At 64.3% G+C, this 19,133-nt stretch carries 17 protein-coding genes; 16 read left to right on the plus strand and 1 reads right to left on the minus strand.

From position 1 onward, the window contains the following. Positions 1–40: 40 nt before the first annotated feature. The gene (locus JNB89_RS12755; RefSeq protein WP_013338005.1) at positions 41–547 is read right to left on the minus strand and encodes a hypothetical protein; all 507 of its coding nucleotides are present in this window, start codon (positions 545–547) and stop codon (positions 41–43) included. Here JNB89_RS12755 and JNB89_RS12760 point away from each other — a divergent pair. From JNB89_RS12760 to JNB89_RS12835, 16 genes are all read left to right on the plus strand, one after another. Further along, positions 546–2,060, plus strand: a complete 1,515-nt coding sequence (locus JNB89_RS12760) for an SDR family oxidoreductase (RefSeq protein ID WP_220362398.1) — start codon at positions 546–548, stop codon at positions 2,058–2,060. The two genes, JNB89_RS12755 and JNB89_RS12760, sit on opposite strands and share 2 nt — an antisense overlap. An 8-nt stretch (positions 2,061–2,068) precedes the next feature. Continuing rightward, positions 2,069–2,533: a DUF2269 family protein gene (locus JNB89_RS12765; protein WP_220362399.1), complete on the plus strand. Its 465-nt coding sequence runs from the start codon at positions 2,069–2,071 to the stop codon at positions 2,531–2,533. A gap of 480 nt (positions 2,534–3,013) precedes the next feature. Beyond that, positions 3,014–7,108, plus strand: a complete 4,095-nt coding sequence (locus JNB89_RS12770; RefSeq protein ID WP_013338008.1) for a DUF3683 domain-containing protein — start codon at positions 3,014–3,016, stop codon at positions 7,106–7,108. A 34-nt stretch (positions 7,109–7,142) separates the two neighbouring features. Beyond that, positions 7,143–7,571: an HIT family protein gene (locus tag JNB89_RS12775; RefSeq protein WP_013338009.1), complete on the plus strand. Its 429-nt coding sequence runs from the start codon at positions 7,143–7,145 to the stop codon at positions 7,569–7,571. Between the two features lie 79 nt (positions 7,572–7,650). Next, on the plus strand, positions 7,651–8,064 hold the full coding sequence (locus tag JNB89_RS12780; RefSeq protein WP_013338010.1) for a gamma-butyrobetaine hydroxylase-like domain-containing protein: 414 nt from the start codon (positions 7,651–7,653) through the stop codon (positions 8,062–8,064). A 68-nt stretch (positions 8,065–8,132) separates the two neighbouring features. Beyond that, positions 8,133–8,864 carry a bifunctional demethylmenaquinone methyltransferase/2-methoxy-6-polyprenyl-1,4-benzoquinol methylase UbiE gene (ubiE, locus tag JNB89_RS12785; RefSeq protein ID WP_013338011.1) on the plus strand — a complete coding sequence of 244 codons (732 nt, stop codon included), beginning with the start codon at positions 8,133–8,135 and terminating at the stop codon, positions 8,862–8,864. A gap of 38 nt (positions 8,865–8,902) precedes the next feature. Next, complete coding sequence (locus JNB89_RS12790) at positions 8,903–9,895, plus strand: Tim44 domain-containing protein (protein WP_220362400.1); 993 nt, start codon at positions 8,903–8,905, stop codon at positions 9,893–9,895. 296 nt (positions 9,896–10,191) lie between these two features. Beyond that, positions 10,192–10,836, plus strand: a complete 645-nt coding sequence (locus tag JNB89_RS12795; RefSeq protein ID WP_220362401.1) for a ubiquinone biosynthesis accessory factor UbiJ — start codon at positions 10,192–10,194, stop codon at positions 10,834–10,836. A gap of 15 nt (positions 10,837–10,851) precedes the next feature. Next, positions 10,852–12,429 carry a ubiquinone biosynthesis regulatory protein kinase UbiB gene (ubiB, locus tag JNB89_RS12800; protein WP_013338014.1) on the plus strand — a complete coding sequence of 526 codons (1,578 nt, stop codon included), beginning with the start codon at positions 10,852–10,854 and terminating at the stop codon, positions 12,427–12,429. A 24-nt stretch (positions 12,430–12,453) separates the two neighbouring features. Further along, on the plus strand, positions 12,454–13,077 hold the full coding sequence (locus tag JNB89_RS12805; RefSeq protein ID WP_220362402.1) for a methyltransferase domain-containing protein: 624 nt from the start codon (positions 12,454–12,456) through the stop codon (positions 13,075–13,077). 208 nt (positions 13,078–13,285) lie between these two features. Continuing rightward, positions 13,286–13,645: an FmdB family zinc ribbon protein gene (locus tag JNB89_RS12810; protein ID WP_220362403.1), complete on the plus strand. Its 360-nt coding sequence runs from the start codon at positions 13,286–13,288 to the stop codon at positions 13,643–13,645. Positions 13,646–13,717: 72 nt separating this feature from the next. Further along, entirely contained in the window at positions 13,718–14,371 is a 654-nt protein-coding gene (locus JNB89_RS12815; RefSeq protein WP_013338017.1) for a DUF502 domain-containing protein, read from the plus strand. 64 nt (positions 14,372–14,435) lie between these two features. Continuing rightward, complete coding sequence (aspS, locus tag JNB89_RS12820; protein ID WP_013338018.1) at positions 14,436–16,235, plus strand: aspartate--tRNA ligase; 1,800 nt, start codon at positions 14,436–14,438, stop codon at positions 16,233–16,235. 191 nt (positions 16,236–16,426) lie between these two features. Next, positions 16,427–16,912 carry a dihydroneopterin triphosphate diphosphatase gene (gene nudB, locus JNB89_RS12825; RefSeq protein ID WP_135894186.1) on the plus strand — a complete coding sequence of 162 codons (486 nt, stop codon included), beginning with the start codon at positions 16,427–16,429 and terminating at the stop codon, positions 16,910–16,912. Further along, a complete protein-coding gene (clsB, locus tag JNB89_RS12830) occupies positions 16,909–18,168 on the plus strand; it encodes a cardiolipin synthase ClsB (protein WP_220362404.1) in 1,260 nt (419 codons plus the stop codon). The genes nudB and clsB overlap by 4 nt, the downstream gene beginning before the upstream one ends. Before the next feature lie 290 nt (positions 18,169–18,458). Then, positions 18,459–19,058 carry a TetR/AcrR family transcriptional regulator gene (locus JNB89_RS12835; protein WP_013338021.1) on the plus strand — a complete coding sequence of 200 codons (600 nt, stop codon included), beginning with the start codon at positions 18,459–18,461 and terminating at the stop codon, positions 19,056–19,058. Positions 19,059–19,133: the final 75 nt, after the last annotated feature.

The raw sequence follows: 19,133 nt of genomic DNA on the forward strand, positions 1-19,133 counted from the left end.
AGCCGGTTCGACACAGGTCAGCATGCAGCGTGCCGCGCGTCTATCGCCGGCGCGGCCCGCACAGGTCTTCCACGACGAAGGGCGCCACCAGCCCGGCGCCGAATGCCACATAGACCGCCGCGATGTGCGGCACCCGCAGATGGAACTCGAAGCCCGGCGTGAAGCGCTTCGGCACGATCACGTAGTCGCTGAAGGCGGCGACGGCCGTCAACGCGCTCGCGAGTGCAAAGCGCCTGCCGTGTGCGGCGCGCGAGGCGCGGCACGGCTCGACGGACTCCTCGATGGCCGCGAGCGTATAGGCGTTGACGGCCGCCCACCCGACCGACATCAGGTGATGAATCGCCAACCCGGTGACGAGGTGGCGGGGGCGCGGACGGGCAGTCTGGTTCACTTCTTGCGGCCACACCCAGTGGCTCACGGCGCTCACGGGCGCGGCCGCGCGCTTGCCGACGAGCCGCGCGCAGGCGCCGAGCGCAAGCGTGGAGAGCACGCCGGCAACGAGGCCGGGCAGCACGATGTCTTCTAAAGGTCGAACGTCCAGAGCCATGGTCATTTTCCTTGCAGGTGCTACCGGCATGATCGGAGCGCGAGTGGCAGACGCGCTGGTGGCGGCCGGCCATTCGGTGGTGTGCGGCGTGCGCGATCCGGCCGCCGCCCGCAAGCGCTTGCCCGGCTGCCGGCTGGTTGCCTTGGACTTCGCGGGCCTTCGCGATGCAGCAAGCGTGGTGCCGCTGCTTGCGGGCGTCGACGTCGTGATCAATGCCGTGGGCATTTTCAGCGACGCGACCGGCCACGAATTCCGGCGCTTGCATACCGATGCGCCGGTCACGCTGTTCAAGGCCGCTGTCGCCGCCGGCGTGCGGCGCATCGTGCAGATTTCCGCGCTCGGCGCGGACGCCGCCGCGCAAAGCCCCTATCACCGAAGCAAGCTGGCCGCCGACGAGGCGTTGCTCGCGCTGCCCGTTTCGTCGCTGATCGTGCAGCCGTCGCTCGTGTTTGCGCCCGAGGGCCGCAGCACGCGCTTTTTCGCCGCGTGGGCGACGTTGCCGCTGGTGCCGTTGCCGGGCGCGGGCGCACAGCGCATTCAGCCGGTTCATATCGACGATGTCGTCGCGCTGATCGTGGCAGGCGCGCTCGCTGCGCCGGTCCACGATGCGCCCGGCACGGAGGCTGCGCTGCCGCGGCGCGTCGCCGCCGTCGGCAGGGAGCCGATGACCCTCAAGGAATATCTGGCCGTGTTGCGGAGCGTAGCCGGCGCTCCGCGCGGCGGCTTCCTGCCGGTGCCTATGCCGCTCGTGCGGCTCGCGACCCGGCTCGGCGCGCTGCTGCCGGGCTCGCTGATGAGCGCCGACGCGCTCGCGATGCTCGAACGCGGCAACGTCGCGCCGACCGATCGCTTCGAGCGGCTCCTCGGCAGGGCGCCGCGCGCGCTGCGGGAAATGCCTGTCGACAGTGAAGGCTTCGGCACGCGGGCGAAGCTGATGTGGCTGTTGCCGCTGTTGCGCGCGTCGATTGCCGCGGTGTGGATCTGGACCGCGATTGTGTCCGCGGGGCTGTATCCGCGCGCGTCGAGTCTGGATCTGCTGGCGCGGGTGGGGGCTCCGGCGGCTCTCGGGCCCTTGCTGCTGTATGGCGCGGCGTTCGTGGACCTCGTGTTCGGCGTGCTGTCGCTCGCGTGGCCGCGCCGCCTCGGGTCGCGCGCGCGCCTCTGGGGTTTGCAGATCGCGCTGATCGTGCTTTACACGGCGCTCATCAGCTGGCGCTTGCCCGAATTCTGGCTGCATCCGTATGGGCCGCTTTCGAAGAACCTGCCCATGCTCGCGCTGCTTATCCTGCTGATCCAGTTCGAGGAGGGCAGCGGCCGCCGGTCCGCTCCGTTGGCCACGGCGGCACCGGGGCCGGACAGCACAACCGCAGCCGCGCCATCCAGGACGCTCCGAACCACGCCGCCGACCACGCCGCCGACCACGCCGCCGACCACGCCGCCGACCACGCCGCCGACCACGCCGCCGACCACGCCGCCGAGTACGCCACCCACCACGCCACCCGCGCGGCAATGAGTTCGCCCATGACTTACCTCGTCATCAAATGGCTGCATGTTCTTTCTTCGACGATCCTGTTCGGCACTGGCATCGGCTCCGCCTTTTACATGCTGCTGACGAGCCTCGGCCGCGATCCCAGGACTGTCGCGCGGGTCACGAAGCTCGTGGTGCTCGCTGACTGGCTCTTCACCACGCCCACCGCGATCGTGCAGCCGGTCACCGGGCTTTACCTCGTGCATCTCGCGAACATGCAGCTAGGCAGCCGCTGGCTTGCGTGGTCGATCGGCTTGTATGTGCTGGCAATCGCCTGCTGGCTGCCGGTGGTGATCCTGCAAATGCGCCTTGCCGCTTCCGCCCGGGTAAGCGCCGACACCGGTCAGCCGTTGAGCGCCGCCTACTGGCGAATGCTGTCGATCTGGGTCGCGCTTGGCGCAGTCGCATTTTTTGCGTTCCTCGGCATTTTCTGGTTGATGGTTACAAAGCTGGCTTGACCACCCGGGTAGCGGGGGGGGCGCGGGCAATGCCTGCGGGTGAAAGCAGGCGGAAGCAGGCCAAAGCAGGCCAAAGCAGACGGAAAGAAGACCGAAAGCACACCCCAGGCAAGCCAGCCCCGGGACGCTACAGCGCTCCAGCGAAGCTCCGCTTGCCCCCGCCGCTCACAGGGCGACCGTCAACGCGCGACTGGCCGATGCGGTAGAATTCCATTTTGGAATAAGGATCGGAAGATGCACTGGCAGCCTCGGATCGCCCACTTGATGCCCGTCCCGCGTGAGTCTTGTCCCGCGGCGGAGCGTCACGTCCGCCACGCACGATCGTGTAGCAGTATCTGAGCGCCGCGAAGCGACCGACGTGGGTAGACCGTCGGTGGTGCTTCGCTCCCAAAGAAGATTTCCAAGCATTGCGCCCCACGCGCACCGTCAGACGGCGCCTCTGCCTGAGCGCGCCGGACTGACCCACCGAGTCGTCCGCCCATGAACGCACCTCAAGTTTTCGACCCGCACGGAGCCGCCGCCGCGGTTGCCGCCGATCCCGAAGCGCGCCTGCGCGAAATTCCCTACAACTACACGTCGTTTTCCGACCGCGAAATCGTCATTCGTCTGCTGGGCCAGGCTGCCTGGGACGCACTGGCCGAATTGCGCGCCGAACGCCGTACCGGCCGCTCGGCCCGCATGCTCTACGAAGTGCTAGGCGACATCTGGGTGGTGCGCCGCAATCCGTATCTGCAGGACGATCTGCTCGACAACCCCAAGCGCCGCGCGATGTTGATCGAGGCGCTGCATCACCGTCTGTCGGAAATCGAGAAGCGCCGCCGCGCCGACCTCACCGAGCATGGCGACGAAGCGGGTGTCGACCGCGCGGCGCGCGTCGAAACGCTGGTGCAGGCCGCGCGACGCGCCGTCGACGAATTCGAAAGCGAGTTCCAGAAGACCTACGATCTGCGCCGCCGCGCGACCAGGGTGCTCGGACGCGTCACGCAGAAGGACAACATCAAGTTCGACGGTTTGTCGCGCGTCTCCCACGTGACCGACGCCACCGACTGGCGCGTGGAGTATCCGTTCGTCGTGCTGACGCCGGACACCGAGGCCGAGATTGCCGGCATGATCAAGGCGTGCTTCGAACTCGGGCTGACCGTGATTCCGCGCGGCGGCGGCACCGGCTACACCGGCGGCGCGGTGCCGCTCACGCCGTTTTCCGCCGTCATCAACACCGAGAAGCTCGAGCAGCTCGGCGCGGTGGAAATGACCGAACTGCCCGGTGTGGATCGCAAGGTTCCTACCATTTTCTCCGGCGCGGGCGTCGTCACGCGTCGCGTGACCGAGGCGGCCGAGCAGGCGGGCTTCGTGTTCGCCGTCGATCCCACTTCGCTCGACGCGTCCTGCGTGGGCGGCAACGTCGCGATGAATGCGGGCGGCAAGAAAGCCGTACTGTGGGGCACGGCGCTCGACAACCTCGCCTGGTGGCGCATGGTCGATCCGGAAGGCAACTGGCTCGAAGTCACGCGTTTGGGCCACAACCTCGGCAAGATTCACGATGTGGAGGTCGCACGCTTCGAGCTGAAATGGTTCGACGGCAACTACGCGCCGGGCGAGAAGCTGTTGCGCACGGAGACGCTCGACATCAAGGGCCGCGTGTTCCGCAAGGAAGGTCTCGGCAAGGATGTGACCGACAAATTCCTCGCCGGCCTGCCAGGCGTGCAGAAGGAAGGCTGCGACGGCCTCATTACGTCCGCGCGCTGGGTGCTGCACAAGATGCCGGCGCATACGCGCACCGTCTGCCTCGAATTCTTCGGCCAGGCGCGCGAGGCGATTCCGAGCATCGTCGAAATCAAGGATTACCTGTTCGAAACCTCGAAGCAGGGCGGCGCGATTCTCGCCGGCCTCGAACATCTGGACGAGCGCTATCTGCGCGCGGTCGGCTATGCGACCAAGAGCAAGCGCAACGCGTTTCCGAAGATGGTGCTGATCGGCGACATCGTCGGCAATGACGCGGACGCGGTCGCGCAGGCGACTTCGGAAGTGGTGCGCATGGCCAACGGCAAGAGCGGCGAGGGCTTTGTCGCGGTGAGCGCCGAGGCGCGCAAGCGCTTCTGGCTTGACCGCAGCCGCACGGCGGCTATTGCGAAGCACACCAACGCGTTCAAGATCAACGAAGACGTGGTGATTCCGCTCGACCGCATGGGCGAATATACGGACGGCATCGAGCGGATCAACATCGAGCTGTCGATCAAGAACAAGCTGCAACTGGTCGACGCACTCGAAGCGTTCTTCAGGGGCGGCAAGCTCCCGCTCGGCAAGAGCGACGACGCCAACGAAATTCCGAGCGCCGAATTGCTGGAAGACCGCGTGCAACAGGCGCTGGATCTGCTCAAGCGTGTGCGCACGCGCTGGGAATTCCTGCGCGACAGGCTCGACCTGTCGTTGCGCGAGGCGCAGCACTATCTGGTGGGGCTCGGCTACGAGGCGCTCGCCGAAAAATTCGCCGACCGCGCCGATGCGCAGCCCGACGCCACCGTATTCCACGTCACGCAGGACCGCACGATCCGCGTGTCGTGGAAGCAGGAAATTCGCGCTGAACTGCGACAGATCTTCAACGGCGGCGAGTTCAAGCCGATCCTCGACGAAGCGCAGGCCATCCACAAGCACGTGTTGCGGGGCCGCGTGTTCGTCGCGCTGCACATGCACGCGGGCGACGGCAACGTGCACACCAACCTGCCGGTGAACTCGGACAACTACGAGATGCTGCAGGACGCCCACACGGCGGTCGCGCGCATCATGAAGCTCGCGCGCTCGCTCGACGGCGTGATTTCCGGCGAGCACGGCATCGGCATTACGAAGCTCGAATTCCTCACCGACGACGAGATCGGCGAATTCCGCAAATACAAACAGCGCGTCGATCCGCATGGCCGCTTCAATGCGGGCAAGCTGCTCGAAGGCGCCGATTTGCGCAACGCCTACACGCCGAGCTTCGGCCTGATGGGCTACGAGTCGCTGATCATGCAGCAAAGCGACATTGGCGCGATTTCGGAGTCGATCAAGGACTGCCTGCGTTGCGGCAAGTGCAAGCCGGTGTGCGCGACCCACGTGCCGCGCGCAAACCTGCTGTACAGCCCGCGCAACAAGATTCTCGCAACTTCGCTGCTGGTCGAGGCGTTCCTGTACGAAGAGCAGACGCGCCGTGGCGTGTCCATCAAGCATTGGGACGAATTCGGCGACGTGGCCGATCACTGCACCGTTTGCCATAAATGCGTGACGCCGTGCCCCGTGAAGATCGACTTCGGCGACGTCACCATGAACATGCGCAACCTGTTGCGCAAGATGGGCAAGAAGAAGTTCAACCCGGGCAACGCGGCCGGCATGTTCTTCCTCAACGCGACGAACCCGCAGACCATCAACCTTGCGCGCACCGCGATGATGGGCATCGGCTACAAGGCTCAACGCCTTGGCAACGAGGTGCTCAAGAAGTTCGTGAAGAAGCAGACGGCGCATCCGCCGGCAACCGTCGGCAAGCCGCCGGTCACCGAGCAGGTGATCCACTTTATGAACAAGAAGATGCCCGGCAATTTGCCGAAGAAAACCGCGCGCGCGCTGCTGGATATCGAGGACAACAAGATTGTCCCGATCATCCGCAACCCGAAGACGACCACCGCCGACACCGAAGCGGTGTTCTACTTCCCCGGCTGCGGCTCCGAGCGGCTTTTCTCGCAAGTGGGGCTTGCTACGCAGGCCATGCTGTGGGAAGCAGGCGTGCAGACGGTGCTGCCGCCGGGCTATCTGTGCTGCGGCTATCCGCAGCGCGGCTCCGGCCAGTTCGACAAGGCCGAGCAGATCGTCACGGACAACCGCGTGCTGTTCCATCGCGTTGCGAATACGCTCAACTATCTCGACATCAAGACGGTGGTGGTGTCGTGCGGAACGTGCTACGACCAGCTCGCCGGTTATGAATTCGACAAGATTTTCCCGGGTTGCCGGATCATCGACATTCACGAGTTTCTGCTCGAAAAGGGCATGAAGCTCGACGGCGTGACGGGCACGCGCTACATGTACCACGACCCGTGTCACACGCCGATCAAGACGATGGACCCGGTCAAGCTCGTCAACTCGCTGATGGGCTCCGAGAAAGACGGCTACAAGATCGAGAAGAACGACCGCTGCTGCGGCGAGTCGGGCACGCTCGCGGTGACGCGTCCTGACGTTTCGACGCAGGTGCGCTTCCGCAAGGAAGAGGAAATCCGCAAGGGCGCGGCGAAGCTGCGCGGCATTCCGCTTGTCGCCGAAGCGGGCGCGAACGCCATCAACCCGGCCAACGCATCGGCCGGCACGGCGGGCGCCGCGAACGGCTCGGTGCTGAAGGCCGGCGACGGTCCGCAACCGAAGGGCGCCACCGACGTCAAGATTCTCACGAGCTGCCCGTCCTGCCTGCAAGGGCTGTCGCGCTACAACGAGGACGCGGGTATCGAGGCGGATTACATCGTCGTGGAAATGGCGCGTCATGTGCTCGGAGAAGACTGGATGGTCGACTACGTGCAGCGGGCGAACAATGGCGGAATCGAGCGCGTGCTGGTTTAATGGCACGACTGACGATTTTTGCCTGAGGACGACGATGGATTGCGTTTTTTGCCGTGAAGAAGGCGGCGATGTGCTGTGGCAGGACGACACACTGCGTGTCGTTCTCGCCGACGAACACGATTACCCGGGCTTTTGCCGGGTGATCTGGAACGAGCACGTAGCCGAGTTTTCGGACCTGGATGCAGCGGGCCGCGATCGCGTGATGAAAGTCGTGTATGCGGTGGAGTGCGCGATGCGGCGCGTCCTGCAGCCGGCCAAGGTGAATCTCGCCAGCCTCGGCAACCAGGTGCCTCACGTTCACTGGCACGTCATTCCGCGTTTCTCGAACGACGCTCATTTTCCGCTGCCCATCTGGGCGCCGCGGCAACGCACCGTGTCTGAAGCCATGCTGTCGTCGCGCCGCGCGCAAGCCACGCTGCTGCGTGAAGCGGTGCGGCACGAGATCGGGCAGGCGCTAGCCTGAGCGACACAACCCGCCGCTGCGTGCCGGGATGCCTCGCGGGGCGCATCGGGCGCGGCGGCGCTTTCATATTGAGGCCATCATGAGCGGACTGACTCCCGATACGCCCGTGCCGAGCGGCGTAGTCGTGCATTCGAAGTCGCGCGTGCTCGAACTGCAGTACGCGAGCGGCGAATCGTACCGGCTGCCGTTCGAACTGCTGCGCGTGTATTCGCCGTCGGCGGAAGTGCAGGGCCACGGCCCCGGTCAGGAAACGCTGCAAACCGGCAAGCGCGACGTCACGATCACGATGATCGAGGGCGTCGGCAACTACGCGATCCAGCCGACGTTCTCCGACGGGCACAACACCGGCATCTATTCGTGGGACCTGCTCTACGACCTGGCGCGGCGCCAGGATGAACTCTGGCGCGCCTATCTCGACAAACTGGCTGCGGCAGGCGTCGACCGCGACGCGCCGATGCCCCAGGCCGGCGCTGCGCACGGTCACCGTCACTGATACGATTCGCCAGACCCGCCGCACCCATGCGGCGCAACATTTCAGAATACGCGGAAAGGACAAGCGCGATGAGCAAAACCCACTTCGGCTTTCAATCGGTCGACGAACAGGAAAAGGCGCGGAAGGTGGCGGGCGTGTTCCACTCGGTTGCCGCCAACTACGACTTGATGAACGACCTGATGTCGGGCGGGTTGCACCGGGCGTGGAAGATGTTCACGATCGCCCAGGCCAACGTGCGGCCGGGCTACAAGGTGCTCGACATTGCGGGCGGCACCGGCGACCTGTCCAAGGCATTCGCGAAGCAGGCCGGCGAGACCGGCGAGGTGTGGCACACGGACATCAACGAGTCCATGCTGCGCGTGGGCCGCGACCGGCTGCTCGACAAGGGCGTGATTACGCCGGCGCTGCTTTGCGACGCCGAGCAAATCCCCTTTCCGGACAATTACTTCGACGTGGTGACCGTGGCATTCGGCTTGCGCAACATGACGCATAAGGATGTCGCGCTCGCCGAAATGCGCCGCGTGCTGAAGCCGGCGGGGCGCCTGCTGGTGCTGGAATTCTCGAAGGTTTGGGACCCGCTGAAAAAAGCCTACGACGTCTACTCATTCAAGGTTCTGCCGTGGCTTGGCGAGCGCTTCGCAAAAGACGCCGACAGCTACCGCTACCTGGCCGAGTCGATCCGCATGCATCCGGATCAGGAAACTTTGAAAACAATGATGGAACAAGCGGGCCTCGATGGCGTCAAATATTACAATCTGTCAGCTGGCGTGGTAGCTTTACATGTGGGGACCAAATACTAGGGTCTCTAACCCGTCGATTTCTAAAGGAAAGTGCCAAAATGTCCGATTCATTGTTGTTATCTCCCCGTAAGGTTAAGCAATCGCTGGCGAGACGAATCGGACTGATCGCGATGGTCGGTCTGATCGCGGCCGGCTCGCTTGCCTCGCTCGACGCCGAAGCGCGCCGCATGGGCGGTGGCCGTAGCATTGGCCGCCAGTCGAACACGGTTCAGCAACAGAGTGCGCCGTCGCAACCGTCGCCCACCAATCCGGCCATGCAGCAGCGCGCGCAACCCGCGCCTGCGCCCGCACCGGCGCCCGCCCCGCAACCTAACCGCTCGCGTTGGCTCGGGCCGATCGCCGGTCTGGCAGCCGGCCTCGGCATTGCCGCGCTGCTGTCGCACTTCGGGCTGGGCGGCGCGTTCGCCGGCGCCATGGCCAACATCATCGTGATTGCCTTGCTCGCGATGATCGGCATCTGGCTGATCCGTCGTTTCATGGGCCGCAAGCGGGATGCGTCGCAACCGGCTTACGCCGGGCAGTCGCCGTCGCTGAACTCGGGCGCCACCGGCTACACGCAGGAGCCGCGCTATACGGCGCCGCCTGCCGGCTCGTATCTGGAGCCGCAAGGTAATCCGCTGACCACGCCGTCGGTTGGCGCCACGCCGAGCGTGCCGGCCGGCTTCGATTCCGAAGCGTTCCTGCGCAACGCCAAGGTTTATTTCGTGCGCCTGCAAGCCGCGTGGGACGTCGGCAACATCGAAGACATTCGCGAATTCACCACGCCCGAGATGTTCGCCGAGGTCCGCGTCGATCTGGCCTCGCGCGGCAACGAATCGAATCAGACCGACGTGGTGCAGTTGAACGCCGATCTGCTCGGCGTGGAAGAGCGCGCGAACGAATACTTTGCGAGCGTACGCTTTTCCGGCCTGATCCGCGAAGCGCCTGGTGCGCCGGCCGAGCCGTTCGTCGAAGTGTGGAATCTGTCGAAGGCCAACCGTGCGGGCGAGGGCTGGTTGCTCGCCGGCATCCAGCAGGTCGCGCAGCACTGAGAGAGCCGCTCGGGCAGAGCGGCGGCGTAGGGCGCTTGCCGCGCGCCGCCGCCTCGAATGCTCGCTGGACGTTTGCTCAGCGTTTGCTCGACGGTTCTCAACGTTCGGCATTCGTTGGGTCGCGGTTTGCGTAGTGCCGAGGCGTTGTCCAGCTACCTGGGTGCAGCGGTAGCTCCCGCCAGACTCACTGTCGAGCGCAGTTGGCCGTTCGGCCGAGCAGGCCGCGAAGCGAACGGACGTTACAATAGGAACCCGCGTGAGCAGTCGCTTGCGCGGGTTTTTTCTTGCCACCTTCAATGACCCTCGCCGCCAAGCCCTTCGTCGCCGCCGTCAATCATCTGCTCGCTCGCGAATCGTGGGCCCGCGAGCGCCTCGCTCCTTACGCGGGCAAGACCGCCAGGCTGTCGTCGCCGCCGCTCGTGCTGACGCTGCTGGTGCAGCCTGACGGCTACCTCTGCACCGTTGGCGAAACCGACGCGCAGCAGTTGGACGTCACGCTTTCCGTGCCGGCCGACGCGTTCCCCGCCTTCGTGCAGGGCGGCCAGGCTGCCGTCATGAAGCACGTCAAGATTGAAGGCGACGCCGAGTTCGCCACGGTAATCGCCAAACTCGCGGAACATCTGCGCTGGGAACCGGAAGAGGACCTCGCTAAGCTGATCGGCGACGGCCCCGCGTGGCGCATTGGGTCGTTCGTGCGCACGCTGGGCGAACAGGTGCAGCGCACGGGCCGCAATCTGCTCGACACAGCCAGCGAATATCTGCTCGACGAGAATCCGCAGCTCGTGCGTCGCGCCGCACTGGCTGACTTCAACGCGGAACTCGCCCAGGCGCGCGACACGCTCGCGCGGGTCGAAAAGCGCCTCCAGCGTCTTGAACAGAAGGTCGAAGCCCGCGGCGCCATTGCGCCGGGCGGCGCCGCCACGTCGCGCGGCACGCGCTAGTCACCGGGCACAACTATGCGTTTTCTGCGTTTCCTCAAGATTTTCTTCACGGTTATCCGCTTCGGTCTCGACGAGATGATGCTCGGCCGCGTCAACGACCGGCGCGTGCGCATGCTGCTGCGTATCACCACCATCGGCCGCAAGTTCGAGGCGCCGCCGGGCGTGCGCTTGCGGCTCGCGCTGGAAAGCCTCGGGCCGATCTTCGTCAAGTTCGGGCAAGTGCTGTCCACGCGGCGCGACCTGTTGCCGGTGGACATCGCCAACGAACTCGCGAAGCTGCAGGACCAGGTGCCGCCGTTCGATTCGGCCGTCGCAATCGGGCTTGTCGAGAAGTCGCTTGGCGCGCCGGTCGACGTGCTGTTCGACGATTTCGAGCGGGTGCCGGTGGCGAGCGCGTCGATCGCGCAAGTTCACTTCGCGACGGTCAAGGCGGGGCAGCACGCGGGCAAGGCCGTCGCCGTCAAGGTGCTGCGCCCGAACATGCTGCCGGTCATCGACTCCGACCTTGCGTTGCTGCGCGACATCGCGGTGTGGGCCGAGCGACTGTGGGCCGACGGCAAGCGCCTGAAGCCGCGGGAAGTGGTGGCCGAGTTCGACAAGTATCTGCATGACGAACTCGATCTGATGCGCGAGGCGGCCAACGGCAGCCAGCTGCGCCGCAATTTCGCCGGCTTGGACCTGCTGCTCGTGCCCGAAATGTATTGGGAGTTTTGCACGCCCACCGTGCTCGTGATGGAGCGCATGGTCGGCGTGCCGATCAGCCAGGTCGACACGCTGCGCGCCGCGGGCGTGGATATTCCGAAGCTCGCGCGCGAAGGCGTCGAGATTTTCTTCACCCAGGTGTTCCGCGACGGCTTTTTCCACGCGGACATGCACCCCGGCAACATTCAGGTGAGTCTCGATCCGGCGCATTTCGGCCGCTACATCGCATTGGACTTCGGCATTATTGGAGCGCTGTCGGACTTCGACAAAAACTACCTCGCGCAGAATTTCCTCGCGTTCTTCAAGCGCGACTACCACCGCGTTGCAACGCTGCATCTCGAATCGGGCTGGGTGCCGCCGACCACCCGCGTCGAGGAACTCGAAAGCGCGATCCGCGCTGTTTGCGAGCCGTATTTCGACCGCGCGCTGAAGGATATTTCGCTGGGTCAGGTGCTGATGCGACTCTTTTCGACGTCGCGCCGCTTTAACGTCGAGATTCAGCCGCAACTCGTGCTGCTGCAAAAAACCATGCTCAACGTGGAAGGGCTCGGCCGTTCGCTCGATCCGGAACTGGACTTGTGGAAGACCGCGAAGCCTTATCTGGAACGCTGGATGAACGAGCAGATCGGCCTGCGCGGCTGGTACGAGCGGCTCAAGATCGAGGCGCCGCAATGGAGCAAGACGCTGCCGCAGTTGCCGCGGCTGATCCATCATGTGCTCGCCGAGCGCCACGACCACGGGCGCGTCGGCAACGACGACATGATCCGGCAGATTCTCCTCGAGCAGAAGCGCACTAACCGGCTGCTGCAGGGTTTGCTGTTGTTCGGCGTGGCGGTGGGTGTCGGCGCAGCGCTGGCGCGTGTGTTCCTCGCGCTTGCGTACGGCGCTTGACGCGAGCAGGTTGCGAGGCGAGCTATGAGCGATCCGATCCAATCCCCGGTGCCCGAATTCGAGAGCCGCGATCCGAACTCGCCGGCCTTTTGGGACGAGCGTTTCGAGCGGCATTTCACACCGTGGGACCAGGCGGGCGTGCCCTCGGTGTTTGAGGCTTTCGCGAGGCGCCATGTTGGCGAGTCGGTATTGATTCCGGGCTGCGGCAGCGCCTATGAAGCCGCGTGGCTGGCCGCGCACGGCAGTCCGGTCCGCGCGATCGACTTTTCGCATGCGGCCGTCGCCGCGGCGCGCGCGCAGTTGGGCGAACAGCACGTGCAACTCGTGGAGCAGGCGGATTTTTTCGCCTACGAGCCGCCATTCGCACCCGCGTGGATCTACGAGCGTGCGTTTCTATGCGCGTTGCCGCCGGCGCGCCGCGGCGACTACGCGCGGCGCATGGCCGAGCTTCTGCCGGCGGGCCGGCTGCTCGCCGGGTTCTTTTTCCTCGGCGCGACGCCGAAAGGCCCGCCGTTCGGCATGGAGCGCACCGAACTCGAGTCGCTGCTCACGCCGCATTTCGAACTGATCGAAGACGAGCCGGTAAGCGACTCGATTCCGGTGTTTGCAGGGCGCGAGCGCTGGCTGACCTGGCGACGCCGCGCCTGAGCCGAGGGCGTTGTCAGGCGCTCGGCGCCCGGGCGGCACAGTGTGCGGCAGGCGAGGGCCGGGCTCTTGATTTTTGCGTTGGCCGCCCCCATTTGGCGCAACGGCGGTCGCGTCGGGCGCTAATCCCAAAATGCCGGGGAGCGGTTCCGTTTGCGGCTATAATTCAAGGCTTTGCAAGCGTTTACTAGATTTCAGTAGGGAAACGGTCATGCCGATCTACGCTTATCGTTGCGAGTCATGCGGCTTCGGGAAGGACGTGCTTCAGAAGATGAGCGACCCCCAGTTGACGCAATGTCCCGAATGCGGGAAAGACACTTTTCGGAAACAGGTCACGGCCGCGGGCTTTCAGTTGAAGGGCTCGGGCTGGTACGTGACGGACTTTCGCGGCGGCAACAGCAGTGCCGGCGCGTCGAACGGCGCCTCGAAAGGTGCGGATAGCGCCTCGAATGGCAACGGCAACGGCGCGGCCCAAACCGACACCGCCGCGGCAAGCAGTTCCGCCGCCACGCCGGCCGCACCCGCTGCGGCGCCGGCTGCCGCAGCAGCAAGCGGCTCAGGCAGCGTCTAGTAGCACGGCCGCCCTCGCGGGCGGCGTACATACCGCGCGTTGCTCAGGCGGCGCGGCATTCTGGCGGTACACATGACGACGAAAAAAACGACGCTCAAATCGGTGTTTCTGACTGGCCTGCTGGTGCTGGTGCCTTTGGCCATCACGCTGTGGGTGCTCGGTCTCATCATCGGTACGATGGACCAGACGCTGTTACTGCTGCCAAGCGCATGGCAGCCGGAGCGCGCGTTCGGCTTCCGCCTGCCCGGCCTCGGCGCTGTGCTCACGCTTGCATTCATTTTTGTCGTCGGCCTGCTGACCCAGAACTTCGTCGGCCAGAAGCTCGTGAAGTGGTGGGAGCTCGTGGTCGCGCACATTCCGGTGGTCGGGCCGATCTACACGAGCGTCAAGCAGGTGTCCGATACGTTGCTGTCTAGCAGCGGCAACGCGTTTCGCAAGGCGCTGCTGATCGAATATCCGCGGCGCGGCTGCTACACGATTGCGTTTCTGACCGGCATTCCGGGCGGCGACGTGATCAATCACCTGAAAGAAGATCACGTCAGCGTATACGTGCCGACCACCCCGAACCCCACGTCCGGCTTCTTCCTGATGGTGCCCAAGAGCGAAGTGATCGAACTCGACATGACGGTCGACGCCGCGCTCAAGTACATCGTCTCGATGGGCGTCGTGGCGCCGTCCGCGCCCCCGGCGCCGGTGCGCCGCACCACCGTCGAGCCGCCGCTGTAATGCGGGCGCGCCGCCGTTCACCGCGGCGCGCCGTTTAACCAATGCAAAACGAAAGTCAAACATCATGTCGATGAGATCTGAATACTGCGGTCTAGTGACCGAAGAACTGCTGGGCCAAACCGTCTCGCTGTGCGGCTGGGTGAGCCGCCGCCGCGACCATGGCGGCGTTATCTTCATCGACCTGCGTGACCGGGAAGGCCTCGTCCAGGTCGTGTGCGACCCGGATCGCGCCGAGATGTTCAAAGCCGCGGAAGGCGTGCGCAACGAGTTCTGTCTGCAAATCAAGGGCGTTGTGCGCAGCCGTCCGGAAGGCACGACGAATGCCGCGCTGAAGAGCGGCAAGATCGAAGTGCTGTGCCACGAGCTGATCGTGCTGAACGCGTCCATCACGCCGCCGTTCCAGCTCGACGACGACAACCTGTCGGAAACCACGCGTCTCACGCATCGCGTGCTCGACCTGCGCCGCCCGCAGATGCAGCACAACCTGCGTCTGCGCTACCGCGTCGCGATCGAAGTGCGCAAGTACCTGGACACGCTCGGCTTCATCGACATCGAAACGCCGATGCTCACCAAGAGCACACCGGAAGGCGCACGCGACTACCTCGTGCCGTCGCGTACCAACCCCGGCCAGTTCTTTGCGTTGCCGCAATCGCCGCAGCTCTTCAAGCAGCTGCTGATGGTCGCCAACTTCGACCGCTACTACCAGATCACCAAGTGCTTCCGCGACGAAGACCTGCGCGCCGACCGTCAGCCGGAATTCACGCAGATCGACTGCGAAACGTCATTCCTGTCGGAGCAGGAGATTCGCGATCTGTTCGAGGCGATGATCCGTCACGTGTTCAAGGAAACGATCGGGGTCGAGCTGGATGCGAAGTTCCCGGTAATGGAGTATTCCGAAGCCATGCGCCGTTTCGGTTCGGACAAGCCGGACCTGCGCGTCAAGCTGGAATTCACCGACCTGACGGACGTGGTCAAGGATGTCGAATTCAAGGTGTTCAGCACGCCGGCCAATTCGAAGGACGGCCGCGTCGCGGCTATCCGCGTGCCGAAGGGCGGCGAGCTTTCGCGCGGCGACATCGACAGCTACACGGAATTCGTGCGCATCTACGGCGCGAAGGGCCTTGCGTGGATCAAGGTCAACGAAGTGGCAAAGGGCCGTGACGGTCTGCAAAGCCCGATCGTCAAGAACCTGCACGACGAAGCCGTGAAGGCGATTATCGAGCGCACCGGCGCGCAAGACGGCGACATCATTTTCTTCGCAGCGGATCGTGCGAAGGTGGTGAACGACAGCCTGGGCGCGCTGCGCCTGAAGATCGGCCATTCGGAATTCGGCAAGGCCAACGGTCTGGTCGAGTCCGGCTGGAAGCCGCTGTGGGTGGTCGACTTCCCGATGTTCGAATACGACGAGGAAGACAACCGCTACGTGGCCGCGCACCATCCGTTCACGAGCCCGAAGGACGAGCACCTCGAATACCTGGAATCGGACCCGGCGCGCTGCCTCGCCAAGGCGTACGACATGGTGCTGAACGGCTGGGAAATCGGCGGCGGCTCGGTGCGTATTCACCGCGAAGAAGTGCAGAGCAAGGTGTTCCGTGCGCTCAAGATCAACGCGGAGGAAGCGCAAGCCAAGTTCGGCTTCCTGCTGGACGCGCTGCAATACGGCGCGCCGCCGCACGGCGGCATCGCGTTCGGCCTCGACCGCATCGTCACGATGATGGCCGGCGCCGATTCGATCCGCGACGTAATTGCGTTCCCGAAGACACAGCGCGCGCAAGATCTGCTCACGCAGGCGCCGAGCGAAGTGGACGAGCGTCAGTTGCGCGAATTGCATATCCGTCTGCGCACGCCTGAACCGAAGGCGTAATCGCACAAAGGCAGTGGCTTCAGGCGACTGACTGCTGTCTGAAAACGACAGCCGAAGCAAAACAGAAAGGCGTGGGAGGAAACTCCCGCGCCTTTTTGGTTTTTTGCGTTACAGTCGATGCAACACGTCTCGACCAATCCTCGACCATTCACGACATGCATTGCGCCAGCGTTGCGCCTGCTTTTCACGCCATGCCGAAACCGCCGAAGATCCCGCAGTCCGTACTCGTCGTGATTCATACGCCCTCGCTCGACGTGCTGTTGATCGAGCGCGCCGATATGCCGGGGTTCTGGCAGTCCGTGACCGGCTCAAAGGACAGCATCGACGAACCGCTCGCAGAAACGGCAATGCGTGAGGTGGCCGAAGAGACCGGCATCGTGATCGGCGGCGCGCTGGTGCCGCGAAGCGCGCTTTTCGACTGGCAGTACTCGATCGAGTACGAGATCTATCCGCAGTTCCTGCATCGCTACGCCGAAGGCGTGATCCACAACACCGAGCACTGGTTCAGCGTCGAGGTTCCCGAGCGGCTCGAAGTCACGCTCGCGCCGCGCGAGCACACGGCATTTCTCTGGTTGCCGTATGAAGAGGCGGCGGCGCGTTGTTTTTCTTCGTCGAATGCGGATGCGATCCTGCAATTGCCGAAAAGATTGCTTATGCGTTCGGAGTCGCGCCGATGAGCGTGGGCGGCGCACGCCGTTTCGCGCGTCTGCGGCAATCGCTGCTCGGCCGCCGCTATTGGCAGCGCTACCGCTTCACGAGCGGCAACGAGGTCAAGCTGCTGCGCTCCGGCGACGAGTTCTTCGTCGCGCTAGTCGAGCGCGTGGATGCGGCCGCGCGCGATGTCGTTCTCGAAACCTATATTTTCTGTTACGACGAAGCCGGGCAGATGGTGAACGCAGCGCTCCTGCGCGCGGCGGCCCGCGGCGTGCGCGTGCGCGTGATCACCGACGGCGTGGGCACCGCGCGCCTGCCGATGTTCGACGAGTGGGCCGGCACGGGCATCGAGCATCGCATCTACAACCCGCATATTTTCGGGCGCTTCGGATTCTCGCGCACGCATCGCAAGCTGGCCGTGATCGACGACCAGTTCGCGTATTGCGGCGGCATCAATATCGTCGACGATTACGAGAACAACGGCGAGACGCTGCCATTCCGGCGCTGGGACTTCGCCGTCGAATTGCAGGGGCCCGTGGTCAACGACGTGCGCCAGGCCTTCGAAGTGCAATGGCGGCGGATTCGCGTTGGGCATCGGCCAATCGACCAGCTCGAGCCGGATCTCACGCCGAAAACCACGGCCTCGCTTGGCAGCCTGCGCCGGCGCAGGCGCCGCCGCAACGAAGAACTGTGGGCGGGCGGCGAGCCATGCGTTGCGTTCGTCGCTCGCGACAACCTGATCAATCGCCGTGCAATCGAAAAAGCGTATCTGACCGCAATCGGCCAGGCGCGCAGCGAGGTGCTGCTGGCGAATCCGTACTTCATGCCTGGCCGGAAACTGCGCCGCGCGCTCGTCTACGCGGCAAGGCGCGGCGTGCTGGTTAAGCTGATTATCGGGCGCAAGGAGTTCAAGGCGCTCGACTATGCCGTGCCCTTCCTCTATCGCGCGTTGCTCAGAGCCGGCGTGCAGATCGCCGAGTACGAGAAAACCCTGCTGCACGGCAAGGTTGCCGTCGTGGACTCCAATTGGGCAACCGTGGGCTCGTCCAATCTCGACGCGCTCAGCCTGATGCTGAACAACGAAGCGAACGTGGTGCTGGTGAACGACCCGTCCATCGACGCGCTCCGCGAGGCGCTGCTGGCGGCCTTCAAGGACGCCCGGCGCATTGACCAAGCCCACTACGACGCCCGCCCGGCGGGTGAGCGCCTGCTCAACTGGCTGGCCTACACGACCTACCGGCTCGCCATGAAGCTTTTGACGGTGGGCGGCTACGACTAGATTGCGCGGGGCGTCGGGTCACGATGCATCGGCAGAGCCAATGAAGGTTTCGTCCGCGCAAGCAGTGACGCAAGCGGCGACGCAAGGAGTGACGCAAGCAGCGACGCAAGGATGACCCAAGGAAGGCGAAGTCCTCTAAAAAATCCGATTCGTCTGATGGCCACATGCCCCAAAATTGAAACCAGGTTAGAAACCGGTTTCTAATAAAGTCCTTGTTTCGCGGACGGCGCCACTCAATAATAGTACGGCCGTTCGATTTTTGATTCGGTCACATTAGAACGGTAAAAGCTATGCGAAAAGGCGAACAAACGCGAGCCGCAATTCTCGATGCAGCACTTGATCTTGCAAGCCGCGACGGGCTCGAGGGTCTGACTATCGGCCTCCTGGCCGAGCGCATGCAAATGAGCAAGAGCGGCGTGTTTGCGCACTTCGGGTCGCGCGAAGATTTGCAGGTGGAAGTCGTGCGTGAGTACCACCGTCGTTTCGAAGACGAGGTATTTTTCCCGAGCCTGCGCGAGCCTCGCGGATTGCCGCGCCTGCGCGCGATGATTTCCCGCTGGATCGAAAAGCGCATTCAGGAAGTCACCACCGGGTGCATCTACATCAGCGGAGCCGTCGAGTACGACGACCGTGCGGACAACCCGGTGCGCGAGCAACTGGTGTCGAGCGTGACGATGTGGCGGGCCGCGCTCACTCGCGCCATTTCGCAGGCAATGGACGAAGGGCATCTGCGTGCGGACACCGACCCGCAGCTGATGCTGTTCGAACTGTACAGCTTCACGCTCGGTCTGCATCACGACGCGCGCTTTCTGCATTTGCCGGATGCCGTGCGTCTCACGTGGGCCGCGCTGGAAAAACTGATTGTTTCGTATCAAAGCGAAGGCCGTTAGCCGAAGCCGCCGGATCTGCAAAGACCGGCGGGATGAGCGGCAAAGCGCAAGCAGCGCTCGAGCGACAGACAAAAT

Origin of the sequence: Paraburkholderia phenoliruptrix (genome assembly GCF_019511605.1) — a bacterium.
Lineage (GTDB): Bacteria > Pseudomonadota > Gammaproteobacteria > Burkholderiales > Burkholderiaceae > Paraburkholderia > Paraburkholderia phenoliruptrix_A.

Coding starts and splice junctions, on each gene's coding strand:
- JNB89_RS12760 (WP_220362398.1), top strand. CDS start 546: ATGGTCATTTTCCTTGCAGGTGCTACCGGCATGATCGGAGCGCGAGTG.
- JNB89_RS12755 (WP_013338005.1), bottom strand. CDS start 547: ATGGCTCTGGACGTTCGACCTTTAGAAGACATCGTGCTGCCCGGCCTC.
- JNB89_RS12765 (WP_220362399.1), top strand. CDS start 2,069: ATGACTTACCTCGTCATCAAATGGCTGCATGTTCTTTCTTCGACGATC.
- JNB89_RS12770 (WP_013338008.1), top strand. CDS start 3,014: ATGAACGCACCTCAAGTTTTCGACCCGCACGGAGCCGCCGCCGCGGTT.
- JNB89_RS12775 (WP_013338009.1), top strand. CDS start 7,143: ATGGATTGCGTTTTTTGCCGTGAAGAAGGCGGCGATGTGCTGTGGCAG.
- JNB89_RS12780 (WP_013338010.1), top strand. CDS start 7,651: ATGAGCGGACTGACTCCCGATACGCCCGTGCCGAGCGGCGTAGTCGTG.
- ubiE (WP_013338011.1), top strand. CDS start 8,133: ATGAGCAAAACCCACTTCGGCTTTCAATCGGTCGACGAACAGGAAAAG.
- JNB89_RS12790 (WP_220362400.1), top strand. CDS start 8,903: ATGTCCGATTCATTGTTGTTATCTCCCCGTAAGGTTAAGCAATCGCTG.
- JNB89_RS12795 (WP_220362401.1), top strand. CDS start 10,192: ATGACCCTCGCCGCCAAGCCCTTCGTCGCCGCCGTCAATCATCTGCTC.
- ubiB (WP_013338014.1), top strand. CDS start 10,852: ATGCGTTTTCTGCGTTTCCTCAAGATTTTCTTCACGGTTATCCGCTTC.
- JNB89_RS12805 (WP_220362402.1), top strand. CDS start 12,454: ATGAGCGATCCGATCCAATCCCCGGTGCCCGAATTCGAGAGCCGCGAT.
- JNB89_RS12810 (WP_220362403.1), top strand. CDS start 13,286: ATGCCGATCTACGCTTATCGTTGCGAGTCATGCGGCTTCGGGAAGGAC.
- JNB89_RS12815 (WP_013338017.1), top strand. CDS start 13,718: ATGACGACGAAAAAAACGACGCTCAAATCGGTGTTTCTGACTGGCCTG.
- aspS (WP_013338018.1), top strand. CDS start 14,436: ATGTCGATGAGATCTGAATACTGCGGTCTAGTGACCGAAGAACTGCTG.
- nudB (WP_135894186.1), top strand. CDS start 16,427: ATGCCGAAACCGCCGAAGATCCCGCAGTCCGTACTCGTCGTGATTCAT.
- clsB (WP_220362404.1), top strand. CDS start 16,909: ATGAGCGTGGGCGGCGCACGCCGTTTCGCGCGTCTGCGGCAATCGCTG.
- JNB89_RS12835 (WP_013338021.1), top strand. CDS start 18,459: ATGCGAAAAGGCGAACAAACGCGAGCCGCAATTCTCGATGCAGCACTT.